Raw genomic sequence first — 25,482 nt, forward strand, 5'->3', positions numbered from 1 at the left:
TCCGTCTCGCCGGCCAAGCGGCCGCCGATCCACCTCCCCATTGCTGCGCGACAGGGAGGAAACAGGAGTTATCCATGCGTCATCTCGCCTTCGCCGCCTCCATCGCCGTCCTCGGCTTCGCCGCCGCCTCCTCGGCCAGTGCCGAGGAAGGCATGTGGACCTTCGACAACTTCCCCATCGCCCGGGCCAACCAGACCTTGGGGACCCGCATCGATCAGGATTTCCTCGATCAGGTGCGGCTGTCGTCGGTGAAGTTCGGCGGCTGTTCGGCGGGGATCGTCTCCGGCGAGGGGCTGGTGATGACCAACAACCACTGCGTCGCGACCTGCGTGGCCAATATCTCGACCCAGGCGACCAACTACGCCGAGACCGGCTTCACCCCGAAGGCGCGTGAGGAAGAGGTCAAATGCCCGGGCTCGACCGCCGAGGTCCTGACCGGCATCGCCGATGTCACCGAGCGCATGCACAAGGCCGGCGAAGGCCTGTCGGGGTCCGCCTTCACCCAGGCCCGCGACGCCGAGGCCGGGCGGATCGAGAGCGAGGCCTGCGGCGACGCCACCGACAAGCGCTGTCAGGTCGTCAGCCTGTACCGGGGCGGCCAGTTCAAGCTCTACACCTACAAGAAGTACACCGACGTCCGCCTGGCCTTCGCGCCCGAGGACCGGGCCGCGACCTTTGGCGGCGACCTCGACAACTTCTCCTTCCCGCGCTTCGCCATCGATGCGGCCTTCATCCGGCTGTACGAGAACGACGCGCCCGCCCGGACCCCGACCCATTTCAAGTGGAACGCCTCGGCCCCGGTCGAGGGCACGCCCGTCTTTGTCTCCGGCAGCCCGGGCGCGACCCAGCGTCTGCTGACTCAGGACCAGCTGATGACGGTGCGCGACGTGGTCCTGCCGATGGACCAGCTGATCGCCTCGGAGCTGCGCGGCCGGATGATCCGCTATTCCGAAGAGGGCGAGCGTCAGGCCTTCGAGGCCATGGACCCGATCGTCAGCCTCGAGAACACCTACAAGCGCGGTCTGGGCCGGATGCGCGCCCTGACCGACCCGGCCTTCATGGCCACCCGAGCGGCAGGCGAGGCCGACTTCCGCCAGAAGGCCGGCGAAGCAACCTTCAACGATCTCGCCGCGATCCAGCCCGCCGTGCGCGAGCTCTACGCCCCCTACGCCCTGCTGGAAGGCGGCACCGGCATCGGCACCACCTCGGTCGCCGGCGGCTCGCAGCTGTTCCTCTGGGCCCGGACGCTGGTGCGCGGCGCGCAGGAGCGGGAGAAGCCCTCCGACCAGCGCCTGCCCGAGTTCGCCGACAGCCGCCTGTCCGCCGCCCGCACCGCCCTGTTCGCCGAAAAGCCCGTCTATCCGGAGCTTGAGCAGATCCGAATGGAATGGTGGCTCTCGAAGACCCGCGAATGGCTGACCGTCGACAGCCCCTATGTCCGTCCGCTGCTGGGCCGCGAGTCGCCCGAGCAGCTGTCGGCGCGCGTCGTCTCGGGCACCAAGCTGGCGGACCCGGCCGTGCGCCGCGCCCTGTGGGAAGGCGGTCTGGCCGCCATTCAGGCCTCCGACGATCCGATGATCCAGTACCTGCTGTCGATCCAGGAGCCGACCCGCGCCATCCGCACCGAATGGGAGGCGAAGGTCCAGGCCCCGACCGACCGCGCCTCGGAGCAACTGGCCGCCGCCCGTTTCGCCGCCTATGGCGACGCCGTCTATCCGGACGCGACGGGCACCCTGCGTCTGACCTACGGCAAGATCGAGGGTTCGGACGTTCCCGGCCAGCGCTGGGGGCCCTTCACGACCTTCGCCGGCCTGTGGGACCGCGCCACCGGCGCTCCGCCGTTCGACGTCGCGCCGAAGCTGCTGGCGGCGAAGGAGCGCATCCCGGCCGACACCGTGCTGGACATGACCGTGTCGTCCGACACCATCGGCGGCTCTTCGGGCTCGCCGGTGGTCAATGCCAGGGGCGAGATCGTCGGGGCCAATTTCGACTCGACCGTCCTCAGCCAGCGCAACGCCTATGGCTATGACCGTCAGGTCAACCGCAGCGTCATCGTCACCACCGGCGCCGTCACCGCCGCCCTGCGCGATGTCTACGGCATGTCGGGTCTGGTCGCTGAGCTGGGGGTTCGGTGAACCTGAACCTCAGACCGGCGACGCCGGACGATATCCCGACCCTGCACCGTCTGGTCGAAAGCGCCTATCGCGGCGAGACGGCCAGGAAGGGCTGGACCCACGAGGCCGACCTGCTGGGCGGTCAGCGCACCGACGCGGACGGTCTGGCGGAGATCATCGCCGATCCCGCCAAGACCCTTCTGCTGGCGCTGGAGGGCGAGGGTCTGGTCGGCTGCGTCCTCGTGGCACATCAGGCCGACGGCTCGGCCTATCTGGGCATGTTGTCGGTCGATCCGGACCGGCAGGCCGGCGGTCTGGGCCGTCAGCTGATGGCGGGCGCCGAGGCCTTCGCGGCGGAGACACTGAAGGCGCCGCGCATGGAGATGACCGTCATCCGCCAACGCGCGGAGCTCATCGCCTGGTACGAACGGCGCGGCTATGCCCTGACGGGCGAGATCCACCCCTTCCCCCTGGACGACGAACGCTTCGGCCTGCCCAAACGGCGCGACCTGGAGTTCGTGGTGCTGGCGAAGGCGTTATGATCGGGTCAGCCTGATCGCCCGCCCGCGAGCCGGCAAGCTTTGCAGCTAAAAGCTGTGGACGCTTTTCAGAAATGGCGAGTTCTGCGTGGCGTTAATCATGCTGCCCCCATGACACTGAGACGCATGACGATTTAGCTGATCAGCGGGTCTCCCCCGCCCCCGAAATCGTACAGAGGTTCGCATGCCCAGCCGTCCAGGCGTATCGTTGCGGAGCTTCAGCAAGCTGGAAAACGAACTGATCGTCGTGGCCCGGCGTCTGTCGAACCGACAGCTGCTCGAGCTCGCCGACGACTTCCACGCGCTGCTTCGGGAGCGACGGTCCCTCCGCCACACAGCGAAAGCCACTGAGCCGTTCCAGGGGCTGAACGACAACACGCCTCCCGGCCGCCGTCGCTGACCTCCGTTCCGGCCCTAGAGCGGGTCCAGCTTGACGACTTCGGGCTTGTTCAGCTCGCGCCGCGCCTTGTCGAAATACTGCCAGCCGGTCCACAGGGTAGCGAAGGCGGCCAGCCAGATCAGCCAGTCGGCGACCAGCTGGAACTGGTCGATATATTCCAGGTCCCAGCCGAAGCCGTCCCAGTTGCGCGCCAGAAGCTGGGCGCCGAGGGCGACCATCTGCAGGGTCGTCTTCCACTTGGCCAGCAGGGTGACATCCAGCTTGACCCGACCCGCCGTGGTTTCGCGCAGCGCCGAGACGGCGAACTCTCGGAACAGGATCAGGCCGCAAGGGATGGCGATCTGGGGCACCGAGCCCGAGGTCAGCACGCCCAGGATCGCCCCGGTGACCAGGATCTTGTCGGCGATGGGGTCGAGGATGGCGCCCCAGCGGGTCGTCGCATTCCAGCGCCGCGCCAGATAGCCGTCGACCCAGTCGGTCGAGGCCGCGACCACGAAGATCCAGAAGGCCACGCGATACAGGGCGAACTGGTCGTCCGGGTCCAGATAGGCCGAGAAGATCGGGAAGCCCCCGGTGGCCCCGGCCAGGATCAGGAACATCACCACCCCGGCGAACAGGCGGATGCCGGTCAGGATGTTGGGGATCGGATTGGCGTGATAGGCGGGGGTCATCGGGTCTCTTTCAGGCGGCTTCATACCGTTTGCCATGCTTCGCCGCTGGACGCGACCATCCGGGCTAACGGGCGATTACCCCAGAGGTTCGAACCTGGGTCCGTCGCCCAGCTTGCGCAGGACGCCGTCGGCGATGCCGAAATGCAGGCCGGTCAGGGTCAGCTGGCCCGCCGCCTCGCGCTCGGCGATCCAGGGGAAGGTGCGCAGATTGCGGATCGACAGGCGGACTACCGCCTCCTCCGCCGCGCTCTGGACCTGATCGGGGGCGACCGTCTCGGCGACGTGGCGGACGACGGGGGTGCCCTGCTCGACCCAGGGGGCGACGAAATCGCGGCAGTTGTCGGGGGCGCCGTGCAGCATGGCGCCGACCCCCCCGCAGCTGGCGTGGCCCATGACCACGATGCGCGACACGCCCAGGACCTTGACCCCGAACTCCAGCGCCGCAGAGACGCCGTGGCGTTGGCCGTCAGGCTCATAGGGCGGGACCAGGTTGGCGACGTTGCGGACCACGAACAGCTCGCCGGGAGCGGCGTCGAAGATCAGGGCCGGGTCGGCGCGGCTGTCGGAACAGGCGACGATCAGGGTGTGCGGCTTCTGCCCTCCGGCCAGGGCCTCGTATTCAGCGCGGGCCTCCGGCCAGTGGTCCTGACGGAAGCGGCGGTAGCCTTCAGTCAGGGTGTCGAGGGCGTCGTTCTTCGGATCGGTCATGAGACGCTTTTGGCGCCGCCCGAAGGCGACGCCAAGATCGTCAGCGCGAAAGTTCCGGGTGACGGGCCGCGAAGGCGTCGAAACTGTCCGTCACATCCATGTCCAGGGCCTTGGCCGCGGCCAGGTCCTGGGCCCCGCCCGCGTCGCCCATGGCCAGACGCGCCTGCCCCCGTCCGTAGAGCGAAGCGCTCTGCCGGGGCTGGGCCGCCAAAGCCTGGTCATAGGCGGCCTTGGCCTCGGCGTAACGGCCTAGCTGCAGCAGGACGAGCGCCCGGCTGTCGATGAAGCCGGCCTCCTCGGCGCCCGCGATGGCGCCGTCGCAATCGGTCAGGGCCGCCTCCAGATCGAAGCCGGCCTCCGCCTCGGCCCAGCACAGGTTGTTGAGCAGGGTCGGGTCGCCGGCCGCCTGGGTGCGCAGGGTCGAGAAGTCGGCGCGCGCCCCCGCCGCATCGCCCGTCAGCACCCGGGTCTTGCCACGCAGGGCGCGGAGTACGGCATTTTCCGGAGCCGCCGTCACGGCGGCGTCGAGCGCCGGCAGGGCCGCCGCCGGTTCGCCCTTCAGCGTCGCCAGCTTGACCCGGGTGTCCAGGCCGACGCCGTCGGTCGGGTCCTTCTCCAGCAGGGCCGCGATGATCGGCGCGGCCTCGTCCAGCCGGTTCAGGCGGAACAGGGACCGCAGCTCGCCATAGCCGGCGGCCTCGACCTGGGGCGCGGCGGTCTTCAGCGCGCGGAAGTCCGCCAGGGCCCGGTCGTAGCGCCCGAGCTGATAATAGGCGCTGGCGCGCCCCCACATCCCGCCCAGGCTGCCCGGATCGAGCCGCAGGGCGACGCTGTAGCTGATCACGGCGTCGGAGGGCCGGCCATCGCTGAGCGCGACGACGCCCTGGCCGATCACCGCCTCGAGGTCGGCGGGGTCCAGATCCACGGCCTTGTCGTAGTCCGCCCGGGCGCCCTCATAGTCGTGGTCCGCCAGACGGGCGTCGCCCCGCGCGCGCAGGGCCTTCACATTCTCGGGCTCCTTCTCCAGAGCGCTATCCATCAGGGCGACTGCGCCCTTGTAGTCACCGTTCCCGGTCAGGCGCTCGGCGCGTTTGACCAGTTCCTCGACGTCGCTTTCGGCGGTGGCCAGACGGGTGCGGTCCGCCGCCGTCGCCTGATAGTCGGCCGGAGCGCGCAGGCGCATCTGGGCGTTGCTCAGGTTCTCGTTGCGGGTCCGGGCCGCGGCCATCTCCGCGGCCGGAACCTCGGGCAGGATGCTGGTCGTGGTCACGACCACATCGGCGACGCCGTCGACGATCGAGGCCGCGCGCTCCATCCGGTAGCCGCCCGATTCAACGACCTGATCGCCGCCCTCGATGCGGAAGCCGGCGCCACCGTTGGGCAGGATGATCCGCGTGCGCGTGCGGATCTGATAGGGATAGGCGTTGGCGTAGGGATCGTCCTTCCAGGCGACGTAGAGGCCCTTGCGCTCGTCCTGGGTCGAGGCCCGCAGGCCAGTGGTGTCGAGCGCCAGTAGCCGCCCGCCCGAACTGGCCACCCAGGCCTGACGCATCGTTCCCTTGAACAGGATGTGGAACTCGTTGGCGGCCAGGTCGTCGCGGGTCTCGACCGAGGTGATCTGCACGCTGTCGTCGTCATCGTCGCCCTGGAAGCGCGACTTCATGATTTCCTGGAACTGGGCCGGTGGGATGGTCGAGATCTGGCGGCGGAAGGCGGTGGCCCCGTCGCCCGTCATGATCATGTCCATGTCCATCCTGGCCAGGGCGTCCAGGCCCTCGGAGGCGTCGACAGTGATGATCATGTCGGTCATCGGCCGGTCCGCCGGCGGAACGACCAGCCGCTCCAGCGCGACCGGGCCGGTCCGCGCGGGCAGCGCCCAATGCCAGGACGGCGGGCGGATCGAGGCGAGGTCGCGGTCACCGGTGCGGGTGCCGTCCAGCCAGTAGACCTTCCCGTCGACCTCGGCGCGCACGATGATGTGGTCGAACCAGGACAGAAGCGGCAGGCGGGTGTCGAGCCCGTCGCCCAGCTCCGTGCTGACCATGGCGCCCTCGGCCTTGATGCCCAGGCCGTGCAGCAGGGCCAGCAGCAGGGCGGTCTTGCCCTTGCAGTCGCCAAAGCGCGCGCGCCAGACGTCGTCGGCCGACGCAGGGTTGTAGTTCCCCTCCCCCATCAGCAGGGCGATGTAGCGGATCTGGTCCTGGACCAGATGCAGGGCGGCGGCGGCCTGGCCGGCCTGGGTCGGGTTCTCGGCGCGGATACGTTCGATCTCGGCCTTGAGCGGCGAATCCGCCTCCAGCGTCGTCGCCTTGACGTAGAGCTGAGCGATCAGGTTCGAGGCCTGGGACCAGTCGGAGAAGTCTGTGAACTGGATCGTCCGGTCAAAGTAGAAGCGGGACGGCAGGTCGTCGGGCATCCGGCGTGGCTGCATGTCGCGCTTGTCGATCTCCAGAACCCAGCCGGAGCGATCGGGCCGGGCCGCGGCGTCGGCCCAGGAGCCGATGCCCTGGACGCGGATCTGCATATCGTCCGGCCAGGTGGCCCGCATCCGGTAGTGATCGACCACCAGAGTGGAGTTCATGCCGTCCATCAGCTCGCGGTGGGGCGCCAGAACCCCGCCCGAATCGTGGATGGTGAAGGCCGTTTCCAGAATGTCGCCGACGCGCAGGTCGCGTGGCTGAAGCGTCGCCGTCAGGGCGCCGTCCAGGGTGGCGTTTTCCAGATTGCTCTCGCGGCGCAGCAGCTCGAACTGCTGGCTGTCCAGAAGATCGATGATCTGGTCACCGCGGATGATGCGCACGGCGTGAACCTGGACGGTCTCGCGCGGCGGCGACCAGACGGCGCTGACGGTCGAAAGCATGCCCAGACCCTGTGCGGTCTGCACACGGAAGCGACGGAAGGTGTAGGTGTCCACCCCGTCGCGGGTGAAGCGGACCTGCTGGTCCATGGCCAGGATGCGGATCGGCGAGGCGTCGGCGGGGGCGGCTACCTCCCGGGGCAGGGCTCGCACCCATGACGGCGTCGCGGCGCGCTCGACCTCCTGGGCACGCACCTCACCCGCCGTCAGCGCCACCACGGCGGCCAACGCACACAACCACGCTTTCGACATAACCCCTCCAGAGCTCCCGCAAAGGTTTAGCACGGAAGCTTGGCCGGGCCAGAGGGCGAACCCTGTTTGGAGAATCAGGATTTGCGGAAAAAGGCGTGAATGCGTTCGGCCAAGGGCTCGCTGATCCCGTCGACCTTGACGAGGTCCACGACCGAGGCGCGCGACACCCCCTTGGCCGAGCCGAAGGCGTGCAGCAGGGCCTTCTTGCGGCCCGGTCCGACGCCCTCGATCTCGTCGAGCGGGTTCTTCTTGATGTCCATCGACCGGCGCTTGGCGTGAGCGCCGTTGGCGAAGCGGTGGGCCTCGTCGCGCAGCCGCTGGATGTAATACAGGGCCGGCGACTTGAGCGGCAGCATGAAGGGCGGCTTGCCGGGCACGAAGAAATGCTCCTTACCCGCATCCCGGTCCGGCCCCTTGGCCACGCCGACGGCCAGGATGTCGTCCAGCCCCAGATCGGCCAGCACGGCCAGCACCTCGGCCAGCTGGCCCGCGCCACCGTCGATCAGCAGCAGATCAGGACGGACCACCTCCTCGGCGCCCTCCTCCTCTTCCTTGACCAGTCGGCCGAAGCGGCGGCGCATGACCTCGCGCATCATGCCGTAGTCGTCGCCAGGCGTGATCTCCTGATCGCGGATGTTGAACTTGCGGTACTGCGACTTCTGGAAGCCCTCGGGACCCGCCACGATCATGCCGCCAACCGCATTGGTCCCGGAGATGTGAGCGTTGTCATAGACCTCGATCCGCTCTGGCCGGCTCTCCAGACCGAAGGCCTCGCAGACCTCGTCGAGGATTTTGCCCTGGGCAGAGCCCTCGGCCATCTTCCGGCCCAGGGCCTCGCGGGCGTTGGTCAGGGCATGGTCGATGAGGGCAGCCTTGTCGCCCCGCTGCGGGCGATCGATGGAGACAACGCGCCGCCCGTCCGCCTCCCTGGCCTTCATCGAGAAAGCCTCTTCCAGCAGTTCCTTCTCGAACGGGACGACGTTCGACAGGATCAGGCGCGGCACCGGCTTGTCCTCATAGAACTGGCCGAGGAAGGACGACAGGATCTCGGGATCCGTGTCGGACTTGTCCACGCGCGGGAAATAGGCGCGGCCGCCCCAGTTCTGGCCGGCGCGATAGAAGAAGACCTGGACGCAGGCCTGACCACCTTCGGCGAACAGGGCGAAGACGTCGGCCTCCGCCACCCCCTCGGCCGAGACCGAATTCTCCATCGAGATGGCTGAAAGCGCGCGGATGCGATCGCGGACGCGGGCGGCCTGTTCGAAGTCCTCGGCCTCGGCGGCCGCGGTCATTTCAGCGGACAGGCGGCCGATGACCGCGCGCGACTTGCCACGCAGGAACTGTTCGGCCTCGGTGACCAGCTCGCCATAGTCCTCCAGCGAGATCAGGCCGGTGCAGGGCGCCGAGCAGCGCTTGATCTGATGCAGCATGCAGGGCCGCGTCCGGGTCTCATAGACGCTGTCCGAACAGGACCGCAGCAGGAAGGCCTTCTGCAGGGTGTTCAGCGTCCGGTTCACCGCCCAGGTCGAGGCGAAGGGGCCGAAATAGTCGCCGGGCGTCGTATGGGCGCCGCGATGCTTGCGAACCTGGGGCGCGCGGTGGTCGCGGCGGATCATCAGCTCGGCGAAGGACTTGTCGTCGCGCAGGACGACGTTGAAGCGCGGCTTCAGCTTCTTGATGAAGTTGGATTCCAGCAGCAGGGCCTCGGTCTCCGAGGCCGTCACCACCAGCTCCATCGACCGGGTCAGGGACACCATCAGCCCGATGCGCTGGGTGTGGAACCGCCCCTGGGCGTACTGGAGGATGCGCTTCTTGATCGACCGCGCCTTGCCCACATAGAGGCAGGTCCCGTCCTCGCCGTACATGCGATAGACGCCCGGCTTGTCCGGCGCGCGCCGCGCCTCGTCGCGGATCAGCTCGGCGGCCTTCAGCGCGCCCGAACCATCCTCAGCCAGAATCGTCTCCTCGGTCATCGGGAGCAATATAGGCGATTTGAAACCGATTGCTGGCGGGATCGAACCGCCGCTTAGCCGACCACCGAAATCTGCGGACGGCCGTTCGTCTCTTCAAGCCAGGGCGGGGCCGGCATGGCGCGGTGGGCGTTGGCCAGGGCCTCGGACCAGCGGCGGCCGAGGTCCTTGAAGTAGGGGTCGTCGACCTCGATGCGGCGCTGCTCGCCGTGGACGCTGTCGCGCTTGATCACGACCATGTCGAACGGGGCGCCGACGGCGACGTTGGAGCGGATGGTCGAGTCAAAGCTGATCAACCCCAGCTTGACCGCCTCGGCCATCGGGGTGTCGGGACGCAGGGCGCGGTCGAGGATCGGCTTGCCGTACTTGAGCTCGCCGATCTGCATGTACGGGGTGTCCGCGCTGCACTCGATGAAATTGCCCTGGGCGTAGATCAGATAGAGACCCATCTTGCCGCCGCGGATCTGGCCACCCAGCAGCATGGAGGCCGAGACCTTCAGGCTGTCGGCCTCCAGCGAGGGGGCGATTTCCTTGCGGACCTGATTGAGCGCATAGCCGACCAGCTGGGCCGCACGGAACAGGCTGGGCGTGTTCTCAAGGGTCTCGATGTCGTCGTGACCGGGCATCTTGATGCCCTCGGCGACCATCGACAGGGCCGTCTGGGTGACCGACAGATTGCCGGCGGTGCAGATGGAGATGATGCGCTCGCCCGGCACCTCGGTGACGTGCAGCTTCTTGTAGGACGAGATGTTGTCGACGCCCGCGTTCGTCCGGGTGTCGGCGATCATCGCCAGACCTTCGTTCACCAACATGCCGACGCAATAGGTCATCGGTTCAGTACAGCCTCGGGGCGCGCACGCGCTAAGCAAGCCGTAACGCTAACAGATTCTCTTCTCACAACGACCCTTGACACTTCATGACCATCCGATGGTCTGTTGTTGTTGCTGGGTCTGTTGCATCTGGCGCACACGCAGGGCCACGGTCATGGTCTCGGGGCCACCGCCGTAGCTGGTGCCCCGGAAGGGCGAGGCTCCGAGCGCATCCAGACCCGAGGCCACCCGCACATAGTGCTCGGTGGGGGCGATGCCGTTGGCCGCGTCGAAGCCGACCCAGCCCAAATCGGGGACCCAGGCCTCGGCCCAGGCGTGGGCGGCGTCCTGATCGATGATCCCGTCACTGCGGTGCAGGTGGCCCGAGACGTAGCGGGCCGGAATGCCCATGCGCCGCGCACAGGCGATGAAGATCTGGGCGTGGTCCTGACAGACGCCCTGGCGCTGGGCGAAGGCGTCGGCGGCGGTGTGGTCGGCGGTCGTGGCCCCGACCATAAAGGCCACCTCGCCATGGATGGCCGACATCAGCCGGTGCAGGCGGCCGAGGACGTCGCCTTCCCCGTCCACCTTGTCGATGAAGGCGCGCAGGGCCGCGTCGGCGTGGGTCAGGGGCGTGTCGCGCAGATAAACCAGCGGCGACAGCCGTTCCGGCGTCCCGCGCAGGACGCCGCCGGTGTCGGTCGTCGCCACCTCGCCCGAGACCCGGATGGTCAGGGTCGGCGTCGGCCGCTCGGTATAGAGGGTGTGCACGATGTTGCCGAAGGCGTCTTCCGAGCGGCGCAAACGGGTGTCGACATCGGTCTCGATCCGCCACTCCCGCACCTGCTGGCTCTCGGTCGAGCGCGGGGTCAGACGCAGGGTCTGGACGATGAACCGCGCCGGCCGGGCGTAGGCATATTGGGTCTGGTAGTCGATCCGGATGCGCATCAGGTCACACCAGGTATTGGTCGTGGATGGCGGCGGCCAGATTGTTGTTCTCGTTCAGGAAACCGAGAATGTACTCGTGCAGGCCGGACTGGAAGATGTCCTCGATCCTGGCGTCGTTGAACTGGGCCAGACGCGCCGAGGCCAGACGCTGGGACGGGCCGCGCCGGCCGTAGTCGGTGGCCAGCTTCTCCAGATAGGAGACGATCATCCCCTGACAGCTGGCCAGTGAACGCGGCATTTGGCGGTTCAGCACCATCAGATCGGCGACCAGCCAGGGCCGCACGCTTTCGCGATAAACCCAGCGATAGGCGGTCAGGGCCGAGACCTCACGCAGCAGGGTGGTCCACTGGAAATAGTCGAGCTGGCCGCCGACCCGTTCATCGGCCGGCAGCAGCAGGTGATACTTCACGTCCAGCAGGCGGGCTGTGTTGTCGGCCCGCTCGATGGCCATGCCCAGACGCAGGAACCAGTAGGCGTCGTTGCGCAGCATGGTCCGCGACGAGGCGCCCTCGACGTTCAGGGAGACGGTCTTCACCCACTCCAGGAAGCGCACGAAGTCGTCGCGTTTGCCCGGCTCGCCCAGCTCGTTCATGCCGTTCCAGGCGCCGTTGATCGCCTCCCACAGCTCGATGGTCAGGGCGGTGCGGACCGAGCGCGCATTGGTGCGGGCGGCAGTGATGCAGGCGCGGATCGACGACGGATTGTCCGGGGCGAAGGCCAGGTATTCGCGCACCGACTTCTCGTTCGGCGTCCGGCCCGAGGCGGCGAAGGCGCGCGAGACGCCGGCGGAGGCGATGGCGCTGGCCCAGGCCGTGGCGGCGGCGCCGTCCTTGGCCGGAAGGGCGGCCAGACGCACGGCGGCTTCCAGAATACGCGCGAGGAAGTCCGCCCGCTCCATATAGCGGCCGGTCCAGTAAAGGCTGTCTGCGGTCCGGCTAAGCATCAGTCGTCCAGCACCCAGGTGTCCTTGGTTCCGCCGCCCTGGCTGGAGTTCACCACCAGCGATCCGGCCTTGAGCGCCACTCGCGTCAGGCCGCCGGGGGCGACACGAATACCCTTGGGGCTGGACAGGACGAAGGGCCGCAGGTCGACGTGGCGCGGCGACAGGCTGCCGCCCTCCAGCGTCGGCGCGGTCGACAGCGCCAGAGTCGGCTGGGCGATGAAGTCGTCGGGATCGGCGATCAGCTTGGCGCGGAACTCCTCGATCTCGGCCTTGGTCGCGGCGGGCCCCACCAGCATGCCGTAGCCGCCCGAGCCCCCGACCTCCTTGACCACCAGCTCCGGCAGCTTGTCGAGCACCTCCTTGAGCGCGTCCGGCTCGCGGCAGCGCCAGGTCGGCACATTGCCCAGGATCGGATCGCCGCCCGAGAAGAAGCGGATGATGTCGGGCATATAGGTATAGACGGCCTTGTCGTCCGCGACCCCGGTGCCGACCGCGTTCGACAGGGTGACATTGCCCGCCGCATAGGCCGCCATGATCCCCGGGATGCCGACCGCCGAGTCCGGGCGGAAGGTCAGGGGATCGAGAAACTCGTCGTCGACGCGGCGATAGATGACGTCGACGCGCTTCAGACCCTCGGTCGTGCGCATGTAGACGATGTCATCGTTGACCACGAGGTCGCCGCCCTCGACCAGCTCCACCCCCAGTTTGTCGGCCAGGAAGGAGTGTTCGTAGTAGGCGGAATTATACGGGCCCGGCGTCAGGACGACGATGTTCGGATCGGCCCCCGCGCCCGTCGGCGCCGAGGCCTGCAGTGAGGCCAGCAGCATGTCCGTATAGGTCTCGACCGGGCGGATGCGGTGCTCGGCGAACAGGTCGGGGAAGAGCCGCATCATCATCTCGCGGTTCTCCAGCATGTAGGAGACGCCCGAGGGGGTGCGGCAGTTGTCCTCCAGCACCAGGAAGCCGTCCTCGCCGGTGCGGACCAGGTCGACGCCGGTGATGTGGGTCCAGATGTCGCCCGGCGGGCGGCGGCCCTGCATCTCGGGGCGGTAGTGGGGGTTGGTGAAGATCAGGTCGGCCGGGACGATGCCGGCCTTGATGCATTCCTGCGGGCCGTAGATGTCCTTGAGGAAGGCGTTGATGGCCGAGACGCGCTGTTTGAGGCCCTTCTCCAGGTCCTCCCACTCCTTCGCACCGATGATGCGCGGCACCACGTCAAAGGGAATCAGCCGTTCATTGGATTCCACATCGCCGTAGACGGCGAAGGTCACCCCCATGCGGCGGAAGAAAAGCTCGGCCTGACGGGACCGGGACTGTAGCAGATCGGACGGCGCATTCTCGAGCCACCGGGCCAGTGTCCGGTAGCTGGGACGGATCTCGCCGGATCCGCTTTCGCCTGACATCTCGTCGAACGTGGCCCCGCTCCCTCTGTTAAGCCCGTTCAGATTGGGCTGGCCTCGTCGCATCGCGCAACAGAAATGTTGCAGCGCGAAGACGATTTCTCGCCTCGCAACCCGATTGCGTTCCGTCGCTTGACTGTTTCACTGTTACACTCTAGTGGAACGCGCCATGCCCGCCCCGATCTCCCGCAAGGCCGTTCATCAGGCCGCCGACGACAGGCTCGCCCTGTATGACGCCCTGCTGTCGCTGAAGACGCGAGAGGAGGTCGACGCCTTCCTGTCGGACCTGTGCACGCCCTCGGAACTCCGCGCCTTCGCCGAGCGCTGGGCCGTGGCCCGCCTGCTGCATGAGCAGGTGAAGTCCTATCGCGAGATCGCCGCCGAGGCCGGCGCCAGCCCGACCACCGTGGTGCGCGTCGCCCGGTTCCTGAAAGACATGCCGCATCAGGGCTACAGCCTGGTGCTGGAACGCCTGAAAAAGAAGAAGGCCTGACCCCGCCATGAGTACTGTCCAGGGACGGCTGCGCATCGCCGTCCAGAAATCCGGCCGTCTGGCCGACCGCTCGCTCGAGCTGATCCGCGATGCGGGCCTGAAATGGGTCAAGGGCCACAACGACCTGCTGTACCGGGTGGAGAACTATCCGATCGACCTGCTGCGCGTGCGCGACGACGACATCCCGACCTTCGTCGCCGACGGCGTCTGCGACCTGGGCATCGTCGGCGAGAATGTGCTGGAGGAGGACAAGAACGGCGGCGCGACCGCCGAGGTGATCATGCCGCTGGGCTTCGGCCGCTGCACGCTCAAGCTCGCCGTGCCGCCGACACTGGCCTATGAGGGCCCGCACTCGCTGCAGGGCCTGCGGATCGCGACCTCCTATCCCAAGATCCTGCAGCGGTTCCTCAACGAGCGGGGCGTTCAGGCCGACACCGTCGTCATGCGCGGGGCTGTCGAGGTGGCCCCCCGTCTGAAGCTGGCCTCGGCCATCTGCGATCTGGTTTCAACCGGGGCCACGCTGGAAGCCAATGGTCTGAACGCCAAGGAGACGGTGTTCGAAAGCCAGGCCGTCCTGATCAAGTCGCCGACCGGACCCGAGCCCGAACTGGCGCATCTGCTGGACTCGATCATCGAACGGATGGCGGGCGTGGTGTCCTCGCAGGGGGCCAAATACGTCATGCTGAACGCCCCGCGCTCGGCGCTGGACGAGATCACCGCCATCCTGCCGGGCGCCGGCGCCCCGACCGTCATGCCCCTGATGGGCCGCGACGACGCGGTCGCCGTCCACGCCGTCTGTCAGGAGGCCGTCTTCTGGGAGACGCTGGAGAAGCTGAAGGCCGCCGGCGCCTCGGCCATCCTCGTCCTCCCCATCGAGAAGATGATGTGATGAAGCGGGTTGATTGGGCATCACTGGACTCCGCCGGCCGCAAGGCCGCGCTCGCCCGCCCGACGCAACGCACCGAAGGTCGCGTCGTCGATGTGGTGCGCGAGATCTTCGAGGACGTCCGCGCTCGCGGCGGCCAGGCGGTCACCGACTGGAGCCTGAAGCTCGACAAGGCCGCGCCGCGCCGCATCGCCATCACGCCGGATGTGGTGTCCGAGGCGCGCAATGCGCTCGCGCCCGCCGACACCCGCTCGCTGCGCATCGCCGCCGAGAACGTCCGCGTCTTCCACCAGATGACGAAGCCGTCCGATACTGCCTGGGTCGAGACGACGCCGGGCGTGAAATCGCGCCTTGTCTGGCGGCCGATCGGCGCGGCGGGCCTCTATGTGCCCGGCGGCAGCGCGCCCCTCTTCTCCTCCCTGCTGATGCTGGCCATCCCGGCGGGGGTCGCGGGCGTGCGGGAGCGGGTCGCGGTTACGCCTCCGTCGAAGGACTTTCCCAATTCTGGGGGCGTCCACCCCGCCATGATCCTGGCTGCCTCCGAGGCCGGGCTCGACGCCCTGTGGCTGATCGGCGGGGCCCAGGCCATCGCCGCCCTGACCTACGGGGTCGAGCTGGAAGACGGGGTCATCCCGGCCTGCGACAAGCTGTTCGGACCGGGCAACGCCTATGTCGCCGAGGCCAAGCGCTACGCCTCCGCCCTGCCCGGCGGGCCGTCGCAGGACATGCCGGCGGGACCGTCGGAACTGCTGGTCATCGCCGACGGCTCGGCCGATCCGGAAATCGCCGCCGCCGACCTCCTCAGCCAGGCCGAGCACGACGCGGACGCCCAGGTGCTCCTCGTCTCGGACAGCACCGCGACGATCAACGCCATCCTCGAAGAGGTCGAGGACCAGCTCGAAACCCTGCCCCGCGCCGACATCGCCCGCGCCTCCCTCGCCGAGGCCCGGATCGTCAAGGTGCGCGACATGGAGACGGCCTGCGAAGTCGCCAACCTCTATGGCCCCGAACACCTCGCCATCCAGACCGAGGACGCCGACGAACTGGTCGGACAGATCACGGCCGCCGGGGCCGTCTTCGTCGGCCGCTGGGCCGCCGAGACCCTGGGCGACTATGCCGCCGGTCCATCCCACGTCCTGCCGACCGACGGTGGAGCGCGGACCCTGGGCGGGATCACCACCGCCAGCTTCATGACTTCCATGTCGGTCCAGACGGTGACCGAGGCCGGCGCCGCCGTCCTCGCCCCCGTCGCCGCCCGTCTGGCGCGGCTGGAAGGGCTGGAAGCCCACGCCCGCGCCGCCGACCTGCGGAGCCCGGAATGACCCTGCCCGCCCCCTATGCCCCGCTGGTCTCCGGCGGCGAAGGTCTGGATCGCTATCCGGCCGATCCGTCGGCGCTCGCCGCCCGGATGGCGCAGATCTACGGTACGCTCGTCGAACAGGTCCTGCCGGTGCGGGGCCTGACCCACGGGCTGGAGCTGGTCTGGCGCCTCGCCGCCCGCGAAGGAAAATCGGTCCAGGCTCCGGACGCCCAGCCCTATTCCGGCCTCGCCGCCATCTACCCCGGCAAGGGCGAAGCGGCAGCTGTGGTCATCCGCGCCCTCGGCTCGCCCGAGGCCGTCGCCGAGATGGCTGAACGCGTCGCCCCCGCCCTGTTGGTCGTGGACGAGGGGCTGATCGAGTTCGCCGACGGCGCCTCGGCCGTGACGGTCGTCGGCGACCACGCCAATCTGGTGGTGCTGCGCAGCCTGTCGCTGGCCTATGGCCTCGCCGGCGCCCGCGTCGGGGCGGCGGTCGCGCAAGCCCAGACCCTTGCGCGTCTGACGTCGGTGCTGGAGCCCTACGCCCTGCCCGAGCCTCTGGTCCGGCTGGCGCAGCAGGCGCTGGATCCGTCGCGGATGATCGAGACCGCCGAGCGCATCGCCTCGGTCAAGCTGGAGCGCGCCCGCGTCGCCCGCGAGGTGGAGCGGCTGATGACCATCGAGAGCGGCGTCGGCCCGATCCTGATGGCCAAGCCGAGCGCCCCCGAGACGACCCTGGCCGAGCTGGCGAAATACGGCGTGGCGGCGGATCGCTCCGGCGACCGGCTGCGCCTGCCGATCTCGATCAGGCCCGAGGTCAACGACCGGCTGCTGCTGGCGCTGGGGCTCAACGTGCCGCGCGCCCGGCCGCACCGCACCGGACAGGCCGTGCGCGACACGAAAGAGACGCGCATCGTCTGCGCCGTCGACCTCGATGCGACCGGCCCGATCACGATCCACACCGGCGTCGGCTTCTTCGATCACATGCTGGAACAGGTCGCGGCCCACGGCGGCTTCTCCCTGCGCCTGTCGTGCGAGGGCGATCTGCACACCGATCCGCACCACACCATCGAGGACAGCGCCATCGCCCTCGGTCAGGCCCTGAAACAGGCGCTGGGCGAGCGGCGCGGCATCGCCCGCTACGGCTTCGTCCTGGCCATGGACGAGGCCGAAGCCCATGTCGCCATCGACCTGTCGGGTCGGCCCTATCCGCTGTTCGAGGGAACGTTCGCGACCCCCTTCATCGGCGAATACCGCACCGACCTGACCGCCCACGTCTTCCGGTCTCTGGCCGAGGCCATGGGCGCCGCCGTCCACATCAAGGTCTCGGGCGACGACGACCACCACAAGACCGAGGCCGTCTACAAGGGCTTCGGCCGCGCCCTGCGTCAGGCCATCCGGATCGAGGGCGACGCGGTGCCGAGCACCAAGGGCGTCCTGTGAGCGTCGCCATCATCGGATACGGCGCCGGGAACACCGCCTCGGTCCAGTTCGCGCTGGAGCGGCTGGGTGCCGACGCCGTGATCACCGACGACCCCGCCGTTGTCGCAGGCGCTGAGCGGGTCATCCTGCCCGGCGTCGGGGCGGCGGGCTATGCGATGGAGCGGCTGGCCGCGCTGGGCCTGATCGAACCGCTGAAAGCCTTCCAGCGCCCCCTGCTCGGCGTCTGCCTCGGCCAGCAGTTGTTGTTCGAACGCAGTGAAGAAGGGGGCGGCGTCGATCTGCTCGGCTGCATCCCGGGCGTGGTGACCAAGTTCGATATCGATCCCGAACTGCCGGTGCCGCACATGGGCTGGACCCGGCTGACGACGGTGAAGGCCGATCCGCTGATCGAGGGTGTCGCCGAAGGGTCTTACGCCTACTTCGTGCACAGCTTCGTCTGTCCGGACGGCGAGGCGACCCTGGCCCGCGCCGACTATGGAACCGTCGTCCCCGCCGTGGTCCGCAAGGGCAATCGCTGGGGCTGCCAGTTCCACCCCGAGCGTTCGGCCGAGGCCGGCGCCCGCATCCTGAAGAATTTCATCGAGCTGCCCGCATGATCGTCTATCCCGCCATCGACCTCCGCGCCGGGACCTGCGTGCGGCTGATGCACGGCCGCTTCGATCAGGTCACCGAGTATGATGAGAACCCAGCCGATCGGCTTGCCACCTTCACGGCCGAGGGAGCTACCTGGGTCCACATCGTCGATCTGGACGGCGCAGAAGCCGGGCAGGCGGTGCAACACGAGCTGATTGGATCTCTGGCAAAGGGCTCCACCGCAAAGATTCAGGCCGGTGGCGGCATTCGCACCATCCTTGATGCCGAAGCACTGCTCGGCGCTGGAGTGTCGCGCGTGGTCGTGGGCTCGGTCGCAGTCCGCGACCCGGAAGAAGTTCTGTCCTGGATCGAGTATCGACCGGAGCAGTTCACTCTCGCCTTCGACGTCAAGATCGAGGACGGCGTGCCCATTCCCGCGCTCAAGGGGTGGACGGAGCGCGCGGGCGTGACCTTGTGGGAAGCGCTGGACCGCTATCCGGCGGGAACCCTCAGCCATGTCCTGATCACCGACGTGGGCCGGGACGGCGCCCTGACCGGACCCAATCTCGACCTGCTGGCTGAGGTGCGCCGTCGTCGTCCCGATCTGAAGGTCCAGGCCTCGGGCGGGGTGTCCTCGCTGGACGACCTGACCGCCGCCGCCGCCATCGGCTGCGACGGCGCCATCGTCGGCCGCGCCATCTACGAAGGCCGCTTCACCGCCGCCGAAGCCATCGTGGCCTGCCAGTGACCGCGCGCCGGATCATCCCCTGTCTGGACGTCAAGGACGGCCGGGTCGTGAAGGGCGTGCGCTTCGAGGGCCACGTCGACATGGGCGACGCCGCCGAACTGGCCGCCCGCTACCGCGACGAGGGCGCCGACGAACTGGTCTTCTACGACATCACCGCCAGCCCCGAGGGGCGGACGCTGGACTATGCCTGGGTCAAGTCGATCGCCCGATTGCTGGACATCCCCTTCTGCGTCGCTGGCGGGATTCGCAGCGTCGATCAGGCCGCGGCCTGTCTCGACCACGGCGCGGACAAGGTCTCGATCAACTCGCCTGCGCTCGAACGCCCCGAACTGATCGCCGAAATGGCCGAGCGGCTGGGCAGCCAGTGCGTGGTCGTCGGCGTCGACAGCCGCAGCGAGAACGGCGAGTACGTCGTCCACAAATACACCGGCGATCCCGACAGCCGCCGCCTGGCCGGCAAGCGAACGCTGGACTGGCTGACGGAAGCGCAGGCTCTCGGCGCCGGGGAGATCGTGCTCAACTGCATCGATCAGGACGGCGTTCGGAAGGGCTATGATGTCGCCCAGCTGGCCGAGGCGCGCAGCTTTCTGACCATTCCCCTGATCGCCTCGGGCGGCGCCGGCGCGGTGTCGCACTTCCTCGACGTGTTCGAGCAGGCCAATGTCTCGGGCGCGCTCGCGGCCAGCGTCTTCCACACCGGCGCCATCGCCATCCCCGACCTGAAGGCCTCGCTGGCGGCGTCCGGCGTGGAGGTGAGACAATGATCGATCCCAACGCTCTGGACTTCGCCCAGCTCGACTTCGCCAAGGGCGACGGCCTGATCCCGGCCATCGTCCAGGACGCCGACACGCTTCAGGTGCTGACCCTGGCCTATATGGACCGGGCCGCACTGGAGGAGACGATCGAGAGCGGCGAGGCGACCTTCTTTTCGCGCTCGCGCGGCGGGCGGTGGCGCAAGGGCGAAACCTCGGGCAACCGCCAGACGGTCGTCTCGATCATCCCCGACTGCGACGGTGATGCGCTGGTCGTCGCCGTGCGCCCCATGGGACCGGCCTGCCACCTGGGCACGACCAGCTGCTTCGGCGACGCCGATGCCCCGGGTCTCGGCCGGATCGCGGCGCTGGAACGGACCATCGCCCAACGCGCCTCAGAAGACCCATCGGTCAGCTACACCGCCCGGATGATCGCCGAAGGGCCCAAGCGTCTGGCCCAGAAGGTCGGCGAGGAAGGCGTGGAGACGGCGCTGGCCGGGGTCGCCGGACCCGATGCGGAACTCGCGAGCGAGGCTGCGGATTTGGTCTATCATCTGCTGGTCCTGTTACGGTCGCGTCAATTGGTGTTTCAGGACGTGCTGGACGTGTTGGCTCAGCGGGCCCAACCGGCCAAAGACGCGTCGTAAGAAGGGTCTTTCACGGCCCCTATCTCCGGAAGGAAACAGGCATGGCGGCATTGGTGCTGTTCGGTGGCGGCGGCGATCTCGCCATGCGGATGCTGCTGCCCTCGCTCTATTTCCTCGACCACGACGGCCTGCTGCCCGAGGATCTGAAGATCATCGGCGCCGCCCGCTCCGAGGAGAGCGCCGCCGAATACATCGCCAAGGTCCGCGAGACCTGCGAGGCCAAGGCGAAGGCCGACAACGTCTGGGACGAGACCGTCTGGAAGCGGATGGAGGCCCGGCTCGACTACCTCGCGGTCGACGCCACCTCGGCCGAAAGCCTGAAGCCGCTCAAGGACAAGGTGGGTCAGGGGTCGGTGACCTCCTTCCTCGCCGTCTCCCCGTCCCTCTATGCGAAGATCGTCACAGCCATGCGCGCCGCGGGTCTGGCCGAGGTCGATGACCGGGTCGTGCTGGAAAAGCCGGTCGGCCGCGACCTGGACAGCTTCCGCGCCATCGACGACGCGGTCTCCGACGCCTTCTCCGAGAACCAGGTCTTCCGCATCGACCACTATCTCGGCAAGGAGACGGTCCAGAACCTGATCGCCCTGCGCTTCGGCAACACCGTGTTCGAGCCGCTGTGGAACGCCCAGAACATCGACCACGTCCAGATCACCGTCGGCGAGACCGTCGGCGTCGGCGACCGCTGGCCCTACTACGACGAGTACGGCGCCCTTCGGGACATGGTGCAGAACCACATGCTGCAGCTGCTGTGCCTGGTGGCCATGGAGCCGCCGTCGGATCTCGATCCGGAATCGGTGCGCAACGAGAAGGTCAAGGTGCTGCGCTCCTTGCGGCCCATCACCCATGAGGACGCCGAGCGGGTGACGGTGCGCGGCCAATACGTCGGCGGGCTCGTCGATGGGAAACTGGTCAAGGGCTACGACGAAGAGCGGGGCCAGGATTCGGACACGGAGACCTTCGTCGCCATCCGCGCCGACATCGACAACTGGCGCTGGGCGGGTGTGCCCTTCTTCATGCGGACCGGCAAGCGGCTGCCCGAGAAGCGCACCGAGATCGTCATCCAGTTCAAGCCCCTGCCCCACTCGATCTTCGACTATGAGGACGGGGAGCCGCAGGCCAACAAGATGATCATCGAGCTGCAGCCCGAGGAAGACATCTCCCTGACGGTGATGAACAAGAAGGCCGGCCTCGACAGCCGGATGCAGCTGCAGCCGATCAAGATGAGCCTGAGCTGGGGCTTCCGCGACAAGCACGATGTGCCGCCGCGCCGCCGCATCGCCTATGAGCGGCTGCTGCTCGATGCGCTGAAGGGCGACTCGACCCTGTTCGTGCGCCGCGACGAGGCCGAACAGGCGTGGAAATGGGTCGACGAGGTCTCCGAGGCCTGGGTCGATGGAAACGTGAAGCCGCAGGAATACGTCGCCGGGACCTGGGGTCCGGACGGCTCGGACATGCTGATGGCCCGCACGGGCCGCGACTGGAACACGACCGATGCTTGAGGCCTTCCCCACCCTCGACAGCTGGGCCGCGACCATCGCCGGGCGGCTGGAAGAGACCCTCGGCGAGGCGGTTCTCGCCAACGGTCGCGCCGCCTTCGCGGGTCCGGGCGGATCGACGCCGTCGCCGGTCTATGCGCGGATGGCCCAGGCCGATATCGACTGGTCGAAGATCGCCGTGACCCTGGTCGACGAGCGCTACGTGCCCGAGAGCTCGCCGGAATCGAACGCGCGTCTGATCCGCGACGTCCTGCTGCAGGACAAGGCCGCGGCCGCGACCTTCATTCCCCTCTATACGCCCGAAGTCACCGTCGACCGCGCCGCCGCCGTCGCGGCCCACGCCCTGGGCTCCGCCACAGGCGGGCGTTTCGACGCGGTCCTTCTCGGCATGGGGGAGGACGGCCATATCTGCTCCATGTTCCCCAACAGCCCGACGCTGAAGACCCTGCTGACCCCGACGCTGAAGCCGACGGTGCTGGGCGTGCCCCACGGGCGTGACGGCTCGGCCCCGACGCTGGAGCGGATCTCGATCAACCTGCCCTGGCTGATGCAGGCCGAGCGGGTCATCCTCGGCCTCAAGGGCGCCGCCAAGCGCGAGGTCTTCGAAATGGAGGCCGAAGGCGATCCGGCCATCCAGCCCATCGCCGCCCTGATCGCCAACAAGGTCCCGCTCGAAGTCGTGTGGACGGAAGCCAGCTGATGCCTACTCTCCATCCCCCCCTCCATCCGGTTGTGGCCGAGGTCACCGCCCGTATCGTCGAACGGTCGAAGGCGACCCGCGCCGACTATATCCGCCGCATGGACGCCGCCCGGGATTCGGGCGCCGGCCGCGCCAAGCTGTCGTGCGCCAACTGGGCCCACGCCTTCGCCGGCCAGACCATCGCCGACAAGCTGACCGCCATGGACGGGTCGAAGCCCAACCTCGGCATCGTCACCGCCTATAACGACATGCTCTCGGCCCACCAGCCGTTCGAGCGTTTCCCCGACATCATCCGCAAGGCGGCGCGCGAGGTCGGCGGCACGGCCCAGGTCGCGGGCGGCACCCCCGCCATGTGCGACGGCGTCACCCAGGGGCGTCCGGGCATGGAGCTGTCGCTGTTCAGCCGCGACGCCATCGCCATGGCCGCGGGCGTGGCCCTGACCCATGACGCCTTCGATTCCGCCATCATGCTGGGCGTCTGCGACAAGATCGTCCCGGGCCTGTTCATGGGGGCCCTGGCCTTCGGACACCTGCCGGTCATCTTCGCGCCCGCCGGTCCCATGCCCTCGGGCATTCCGAACGCCGAAAAGGCCCGGGTCCGCGCTGAGTATGCGCAGGGCAAGGTTGACCGGAATGTGCTGCTCGCCAGCGAGGTCGGCAGCTATCACTCGCCCGGCACCTGCACCTTCTACGGCACCGCCAACTCCAACCAGATGATGATGGAGCTGGGAGGCCTGCACATGCCCTCCACCGCCTTCGTCCATCCGGACACCGGCCTGCGCGACGCCCTGACGGCGGCGGCGGCGAAGCGGGCGGTCGAACTGGCGAAGACCGGCGACTGCCGCATGGCCGACGTCATCTCCGAGAAGTCGATCGTCAACATGATCGTGGCCCTTCTGGCCACCGGCGGCTCGACCAACCACGCCATCCATCTGGTCGCCATGGCCCGGGCGGCGGGGGTGCTGATCGACTGGACCGACATGGACCAGCTGTCGGCCGTGACCCCGCTTCTGGCCCGCGTCTATCCGAACGGCTCGGCCGATGTGAACGCCTTCCAGGCCGCCGGCGGCGTCGCCTTCATCGCCCGCGAACTGGCCGAGAACGGGCATATCCATTCCGACGTCACGACGATCATGGGACAGGGCATTCAGGCCTATTTCCAGGAGCCGTCGATGGTCGAGGGCGAGCTGGTCTGGCGCGACGGGGTCAGGGAAAGCCTCGACCGCGACATCCTGCGTCCGGTCTCCGATCCGTTCGACACCGAGGGCGGCTTGCGGCTGGTCAAGGGCGATCTGGGCCGGGCGGTGATCAAGGTCTCGGCGGTCAAGCCCGAGCACCGCATCGTCGAGGCGCCCGCCGCCGTGTTCGAGACCCAGGAAGACGTCCAGGCCGCTTTCAAGGCCGGGGAGCTGAACCGCGACGTCGTCATCGTCCTGCGCTTCCAGGGGCCGCGCGCCAACGGCATGCCGGAGCTGCACTCCCTGTCGCCGCTGATGTCGGTGCTGTGGGATCGCGGCTTCCGCGTCGCCCTGGTCACCGACGGCCGGATGTCGGGCGCCTCGGGCAAGACCCCTGCCGCCATCCACGTCTCGCCGGAAGCCCTCGCGGGCGGCCCCCTGGCCTATGTCCAGGAGGGCGACATCATCCGTCTGGACGCCGACGCCGGGGTCCTGACCACGGTTGCCGTTTCCGACCTGCAATCCCGACCGCGCGCCAGGCGGTCGGCCGCCAATGCGGACGCCTCATCCTGGGGCTATGGCCGCGAACTGTTCTCGGCGTTCCGCCGGGTGGTCACCTCCGCAGAAGAGGGCGCCACCGTTTGTTTCTCCCGGGAGGATGAAGACTGATGACTGTGGCCTGGGACAAGACCCTTCTCGTCGGCGATGTCGGCGGCACCAACGCCCGCTTCGCGCTCGCGCACATGGTCGAGGGAAAGCCGGTGCTGGAGCATCACGACAGCTTCCCCGCCGAACGCTATCCGACCTTCCTTGAAGGCGTGAAGGCCTTCATCGACGGCTGCGAGGTCAAGCCGACCGGCGGCGTCATCGCCGTGGCCGGACCGGTCACCGACGGCGAGATCGACCTGACCAACTCCCCCTGGGCGGTGTCGGAAAAGGAGCTCGGCACGCTGGGCCTGAACCCCGTGCGGCTGATCAACGACTTCGAGGCCCTGGCCTGGGGCGCGCCTGTGGTGCCGTCCGACCAACTGGCCTCGCTGGGCGGTCCCGAGGAAGGCGATCCCCATTCGGCCGTCGCGGTGTTGGGCCCGGGCACGGGCTTCGGCGTCTCGGCCCTGATCCGCGATTCCCACGGCCGGGAAATGGCCATGCCGTCCGAAGGCGGCCACGCCTGCTTCCCGCCCGGCGACCCGGTCGAGGACGAAATCCTGCGCATCCTGCGCCGCCGTTATGACCGGGTCTCGATCGAGCGCCTGATCTGCGGCCCCGGCCTGCTGAACATGCACCGCGCCCTGGCCGAGATCGACGGCCGCGAGAGCCATATCGACGATCCGGCCCAGATCACCCAGGAAGCCCTGGACAATCCCAACAGCCACTGCGGCGCGACGCTCGCCCGCTTCTGCGCCATCCTGGGCGCCGTCGCCGGGGACATCGCCCTGACCACCGGCGCGCGCGGCGGCGTCTATATCGCCGGCGGCATCGCCCCGCGCATCCTGCCCTTCCTGAAGGTCAGCCCGTTCCGTGAGCGGTTCGAGCGCAAGGGCCGGTTCAAGGAGTATATGCAGGCCATTCCGACGCACGTTATCCTGCACAAACACGCCGCCCTGCTGGGCGCCGCCCGCGTGGCTTTTGCCGACCTCGGCTGATTGGACCTT

General features: G+C 68.4%; 23 protein-coding genes and 1 pseudogene. 16 read left to right on the forward strand and 8 right to left on the reverse strand.

Annotated features, from left to right (window positions below):
• Nucleotides 1-74: 74 nt before the first annotated feature.
• From ACW172_RS04005 to ACW172_RS04015, 3 genes are all read left to right on the forward strand, one after another.
• Entirely contained in the window at nt 75-2,135 is a 2,061-nt protein-coding gene (locus ACW172_RS04005) for a S46 family peptidase (RefSeq protein WP_492033898.1), read from the forward strand.
• A gap of 2 nt (nt 2,136-2,137) precedes the next feature.
• Nucleotides 2,138-2,656: a GNAT family N-acetyltransferase gene (locus tag ACW172_RS04010; RefSeq protein WP_492034935.1), complete on the forward strand. Its 519-nt coding sequence runs from the start codon at nt 2,138-2,140 to the stop codon at nt 2,654-2,656.
• 181 nt (nt 2,657-2,837) lie between these two features.
• Nucleotides 2,838-3,053, forward strand: coding sequence for a hypothetical protein (locus ACW172_RS04015; protein WP_492033899.1), 216 nt, complete (start codon nt 2,838-2,840; stop codon nt 3,051-3,053).
• A 14-nt stretch (nt 3,054-3,067) separates the two neighbouring features.
• Here the strand turns inward: ACW172_RS04015 and pgsA are convergent, their stop codons facing one another.
• The 8 genes from pgsA to ACW172_RS04055 form a co-directional block, all read right to left on the reverse strand.
• Entirely contained in the window at nt 3,068-3,724 is a 657-nt protein-coding gene (pgsA, locus tag ACW172_RS04020; protein WP_492033900.1) for a CDP-diacylglycerol--glycerol-3-phosphate 3-phosphatidyltransferase, read from the reverse strand.
• A gap of 75 nt (nt 3,725-3,799) precedes the next feature.
• On the reverse strand, nt 3,800-4,432 hold the full coding sequence (locus tag ACW172_RS04025) for a carbonic anhydrase (RefSeq protein WP_492033901.1): 633 nt from the start codon (nt 4,430-4,432) through the stop codon (nt 3,800-3,802).
• Between the two features lie 40 nt (nt 4,433-4,472).
• Nucleotides 4,473-7,541, reverse strand: a complete 3,069-nt coding sequence (locus tag ACW172_RS04030; protein WP_492033902.1) for a tetratricopeptide repeat protein — start codon at nt 7,539-7,541, stop codon at nt 4,473-4,475.
• A gap of 74 nt (nt 7,542-7,615) precedes the next feature.
• Nucleotides 7,616-9,514, reverse strand: coding sequence for an excinuclease ABC subunit UvrC (uvrC, locus tag ACW172_RS04035; protein ID WP_492033903.1), 1,899 nt, complete (start codon nt 9,512-9,514; stop codon nt 7,616-7,618).
• A 53-nt stretch (nt 9,515-9,567) separates the two neighbouring features.
• Nucleotides 9,568-10,341, reverse strand: a complete 774-nt coding sequence (locus ACW172_RS04040; protein WP_492033904.1) for a proteasome-type protease — start codon at nt 10,339-10,341, stop codon at nt 9,568-9,570.
• A gap of 84 nt (nt 10,342-10,425) precedes the next feature.
• Entirely contained in the window at nt 10,426-11,268 is an 843-nt protein-coding gene (locus tag ACW172_RS04045) for a transglutaminase family protein (protein WP_492033905.1), read from the reverse strand.
• Between the two features lie 4 nt (nt 11,269-11,272).
• Entirely contained in the window at nt 11,273-12,211 is a 939-nt protein-coding gene (locus tag ACW172_RS04050; protein WP_492033906.1) for an alpha-E domain-containing protein, read from the reverse strand.
• Nucleotides 12,211-13,614 carry a circularly permuted type 2 ATP-grasp protein gene (locus ACW172_RS04055; RefSeq protein WP_492033907.1) on the reverse strand — a complete coding sequence of 468 codons (1,404 nt, stop codon included), beginning with the start codon at nt 13,612-13,614 and terminating at the stop codon, nt 12,211-12,213. Before ACW172_RS04055 ends, ACW172_RS04050 begins: the two co-directional genes overlap by 1 nt.
• 166 nt (nt 13,615-13,780) lie before the next feature.
• Here ACW172_RS04055 and ACW172_RS04060 point away from each other — a divergent pair, with 166 nt between their 5' ends.
• The 13 genes and pseudogenes from ACW172_RS04060 to glk all read left to right on the forward strand — a co-directional run bounded on the left by ACW172_RS04060 (nt 13,781) and on the right by glk (nt 25,473).
• On the forward strand, nt 13,781-14,104 hold the full coding sequence (locus tag ACW172_RS04060; protein ID WP_492033908.1) for a YerC/YecD family TrpR-related protein: 324 nt from the start codon (nt 13,781-13,783) through the stop codon (nt 14,102-14,104).
• Between the two features lie 7 nt (nt 14,105-14,111).
• The gene (gene hisG, locus ACW172_RS04065) at nt 14,112-14,993 is read left to right on the forward strand and encodes an ATP phosphoribosyltransferase (protein WP_492033909.1); all 882 of its coding nucleotides are present in this window, start codon (nt 14,112-14,114) and stop codon (nt 14,991-14,993) included.
• Nucleotides 14,993-16,312 (forward strand): histidinol dehydrogenase, encoded by a 1,320-nt coding sequence (gene hisD / locus ACW172_RS04070; RefSeq protein WP_492033910.1) that lies wholly within the window; start codon nt 14,993-14,995, stop codon nt 16,310-16,312. Before hisG ends, hisD begins: the two co-directional genes overlap by 1 nt.
• A 305-nt stretch (nt 16,313-16,617) precedes the next feature.
• A pseudogene (locus ACW172_RS04075) lies at nt 16,618-16,902 on the forward strand (aminotransferase class I/II-fold pyridoxal phosphate-dependent enzyme); the annotation flags it as partial.
• A 240-nt stretch (nt 16,903-17,142) separates the two neighbouring features.
• Nucleotides 17,143-17,733 carry an imidazoleglycerol-phosphate dehydratase HisB gene (gene hisB, locus ACW172_RS04080; RefSeq protein ID WP_492034936.1) on the forward strand — a complete coding sequence of 197 codons (591 nt, stop codon included), beginning with the start codon at nt 17,143-17,145 and terminating at the stop codon, nt 17,731-17,733.
• Nucleotides 17,730-18,329: an imidazole glycerol phosphate synthase subunit HisH gene (gene hisH / locus ACW172_RS04085; protein WP_492033911.1), complete on the forward strand. Its 600-nt coding sequence runs from the start codon at nt 17,730-17,732 to the stop codon at nt 18,327-18,329. Before hisB ends, hisH begins: the two co-directional genes overlap by 4 nt.
• On the forward strand, nt 18,326-19,054 hold the full coding sequence (gene hisA / locus ACW172_RS04090; RefSeq protein ID WP_492033912.1) for a 1-(5-phosphoribosyl)-5-[(5-phosphoribosylamino)methylideneamino]imidazole-4-carboxamide isomerase: 729 nt from the start codon (nt 18,326-18,328) through the stop codon (nt 19,052-19,054). The genes hisH and hisA overlap by 4 nt, the downstream gene beginning before the upstream one ends.
• The gene (hisF, locus tag ACW172_RS04095) at nt 19,051-19,818 is read left to right on the forward strand and encodes an imidazole glycerol phosphate synthase subunit HisF (protein WP_492033913.1); all 768 of its coding nucleotides are present in this window, start codon (nt 19,051-19,053) and stop codon (nt 19,816-19,818) included. Before hisA ends, hisF begins: the two co-directional genes overlap by 4 nt.
• Complete coding sequence (gene hisIE, locus ACW172_RS04100; RefSeq protein ID WP_492033914.1) at nt 19,815-20,453, forward strand: bifunctional phosphoribosyl-AMP cyclohydrolase/phosphoribosyl-ATP diphosphatase HisIE; 639 nt, start codon at nt 19,815-19,817, stop codon at nt 20,451-20,453. Before hisF ends, hisIE begins: the two co-directional genes overlap by 4 nt.
• Before the next feature lie 41 nt (nt 20,454-20,494).
• Nucleotides 20,495-21,952, forward strand: coding sequence for a glucose-6-phosphate dehydrogenase (zwf, locus tag ACW172_RS04105; RefSeq protein ID WP_492033915.1), 1,458 nt, complete (start codon nt 20,495-20,497; stop codon nt 21,950-21,952).
• The gene (pgl, locus tag ACW172_RS04110) at nt 21,945-22,649 is read left to right on the forward strand and encodes a 6-phosphogluconolactonase (protein ID WP_492033916.1); all 705 of its coding nucleotides are present in this window, start codon (nt 21,945-21,947) and stop codon (nt 22,647-22,649) included. The genes zwf and pgl overlap by 8 nt, the downstream gene beginning before the upstream one ends.
• The gene (gene edd / locus ACW172_RS04115; protein ID WP_492033917.1) at nt 22,649-24,496 is read left to right on the forward strand and encodes a phosphogluconate dehydratase; all 1,848 of its coding nucleotides are present in this window, start codon (nt 22,649-22,651) and stop codon (nt 24,494-24,496) included. Before pgl ends, edd begins: the two co-directional genes overlap by 1 nt.
• The gene (gene glk / locus ACW172_RS04120; protein WP_492033918.1) at nt 24,496-25,473 is read left to right on the forward strand and encodes a glucokinase; all 978 of its coding nucleotides are present in this window, start codon (nt 24,496-24,498) and stop codon (nt 25,471-25,473) included. Before edd ends, glk begins: the two co-directional genes overlap by 1 nt.
• Nucleotides 25,474-25,482 lie beyond the last annotated feature (9 nt).

It is taken from the genome of Brevundimonas sp. ALps5 (assembly GCF_058681645.1).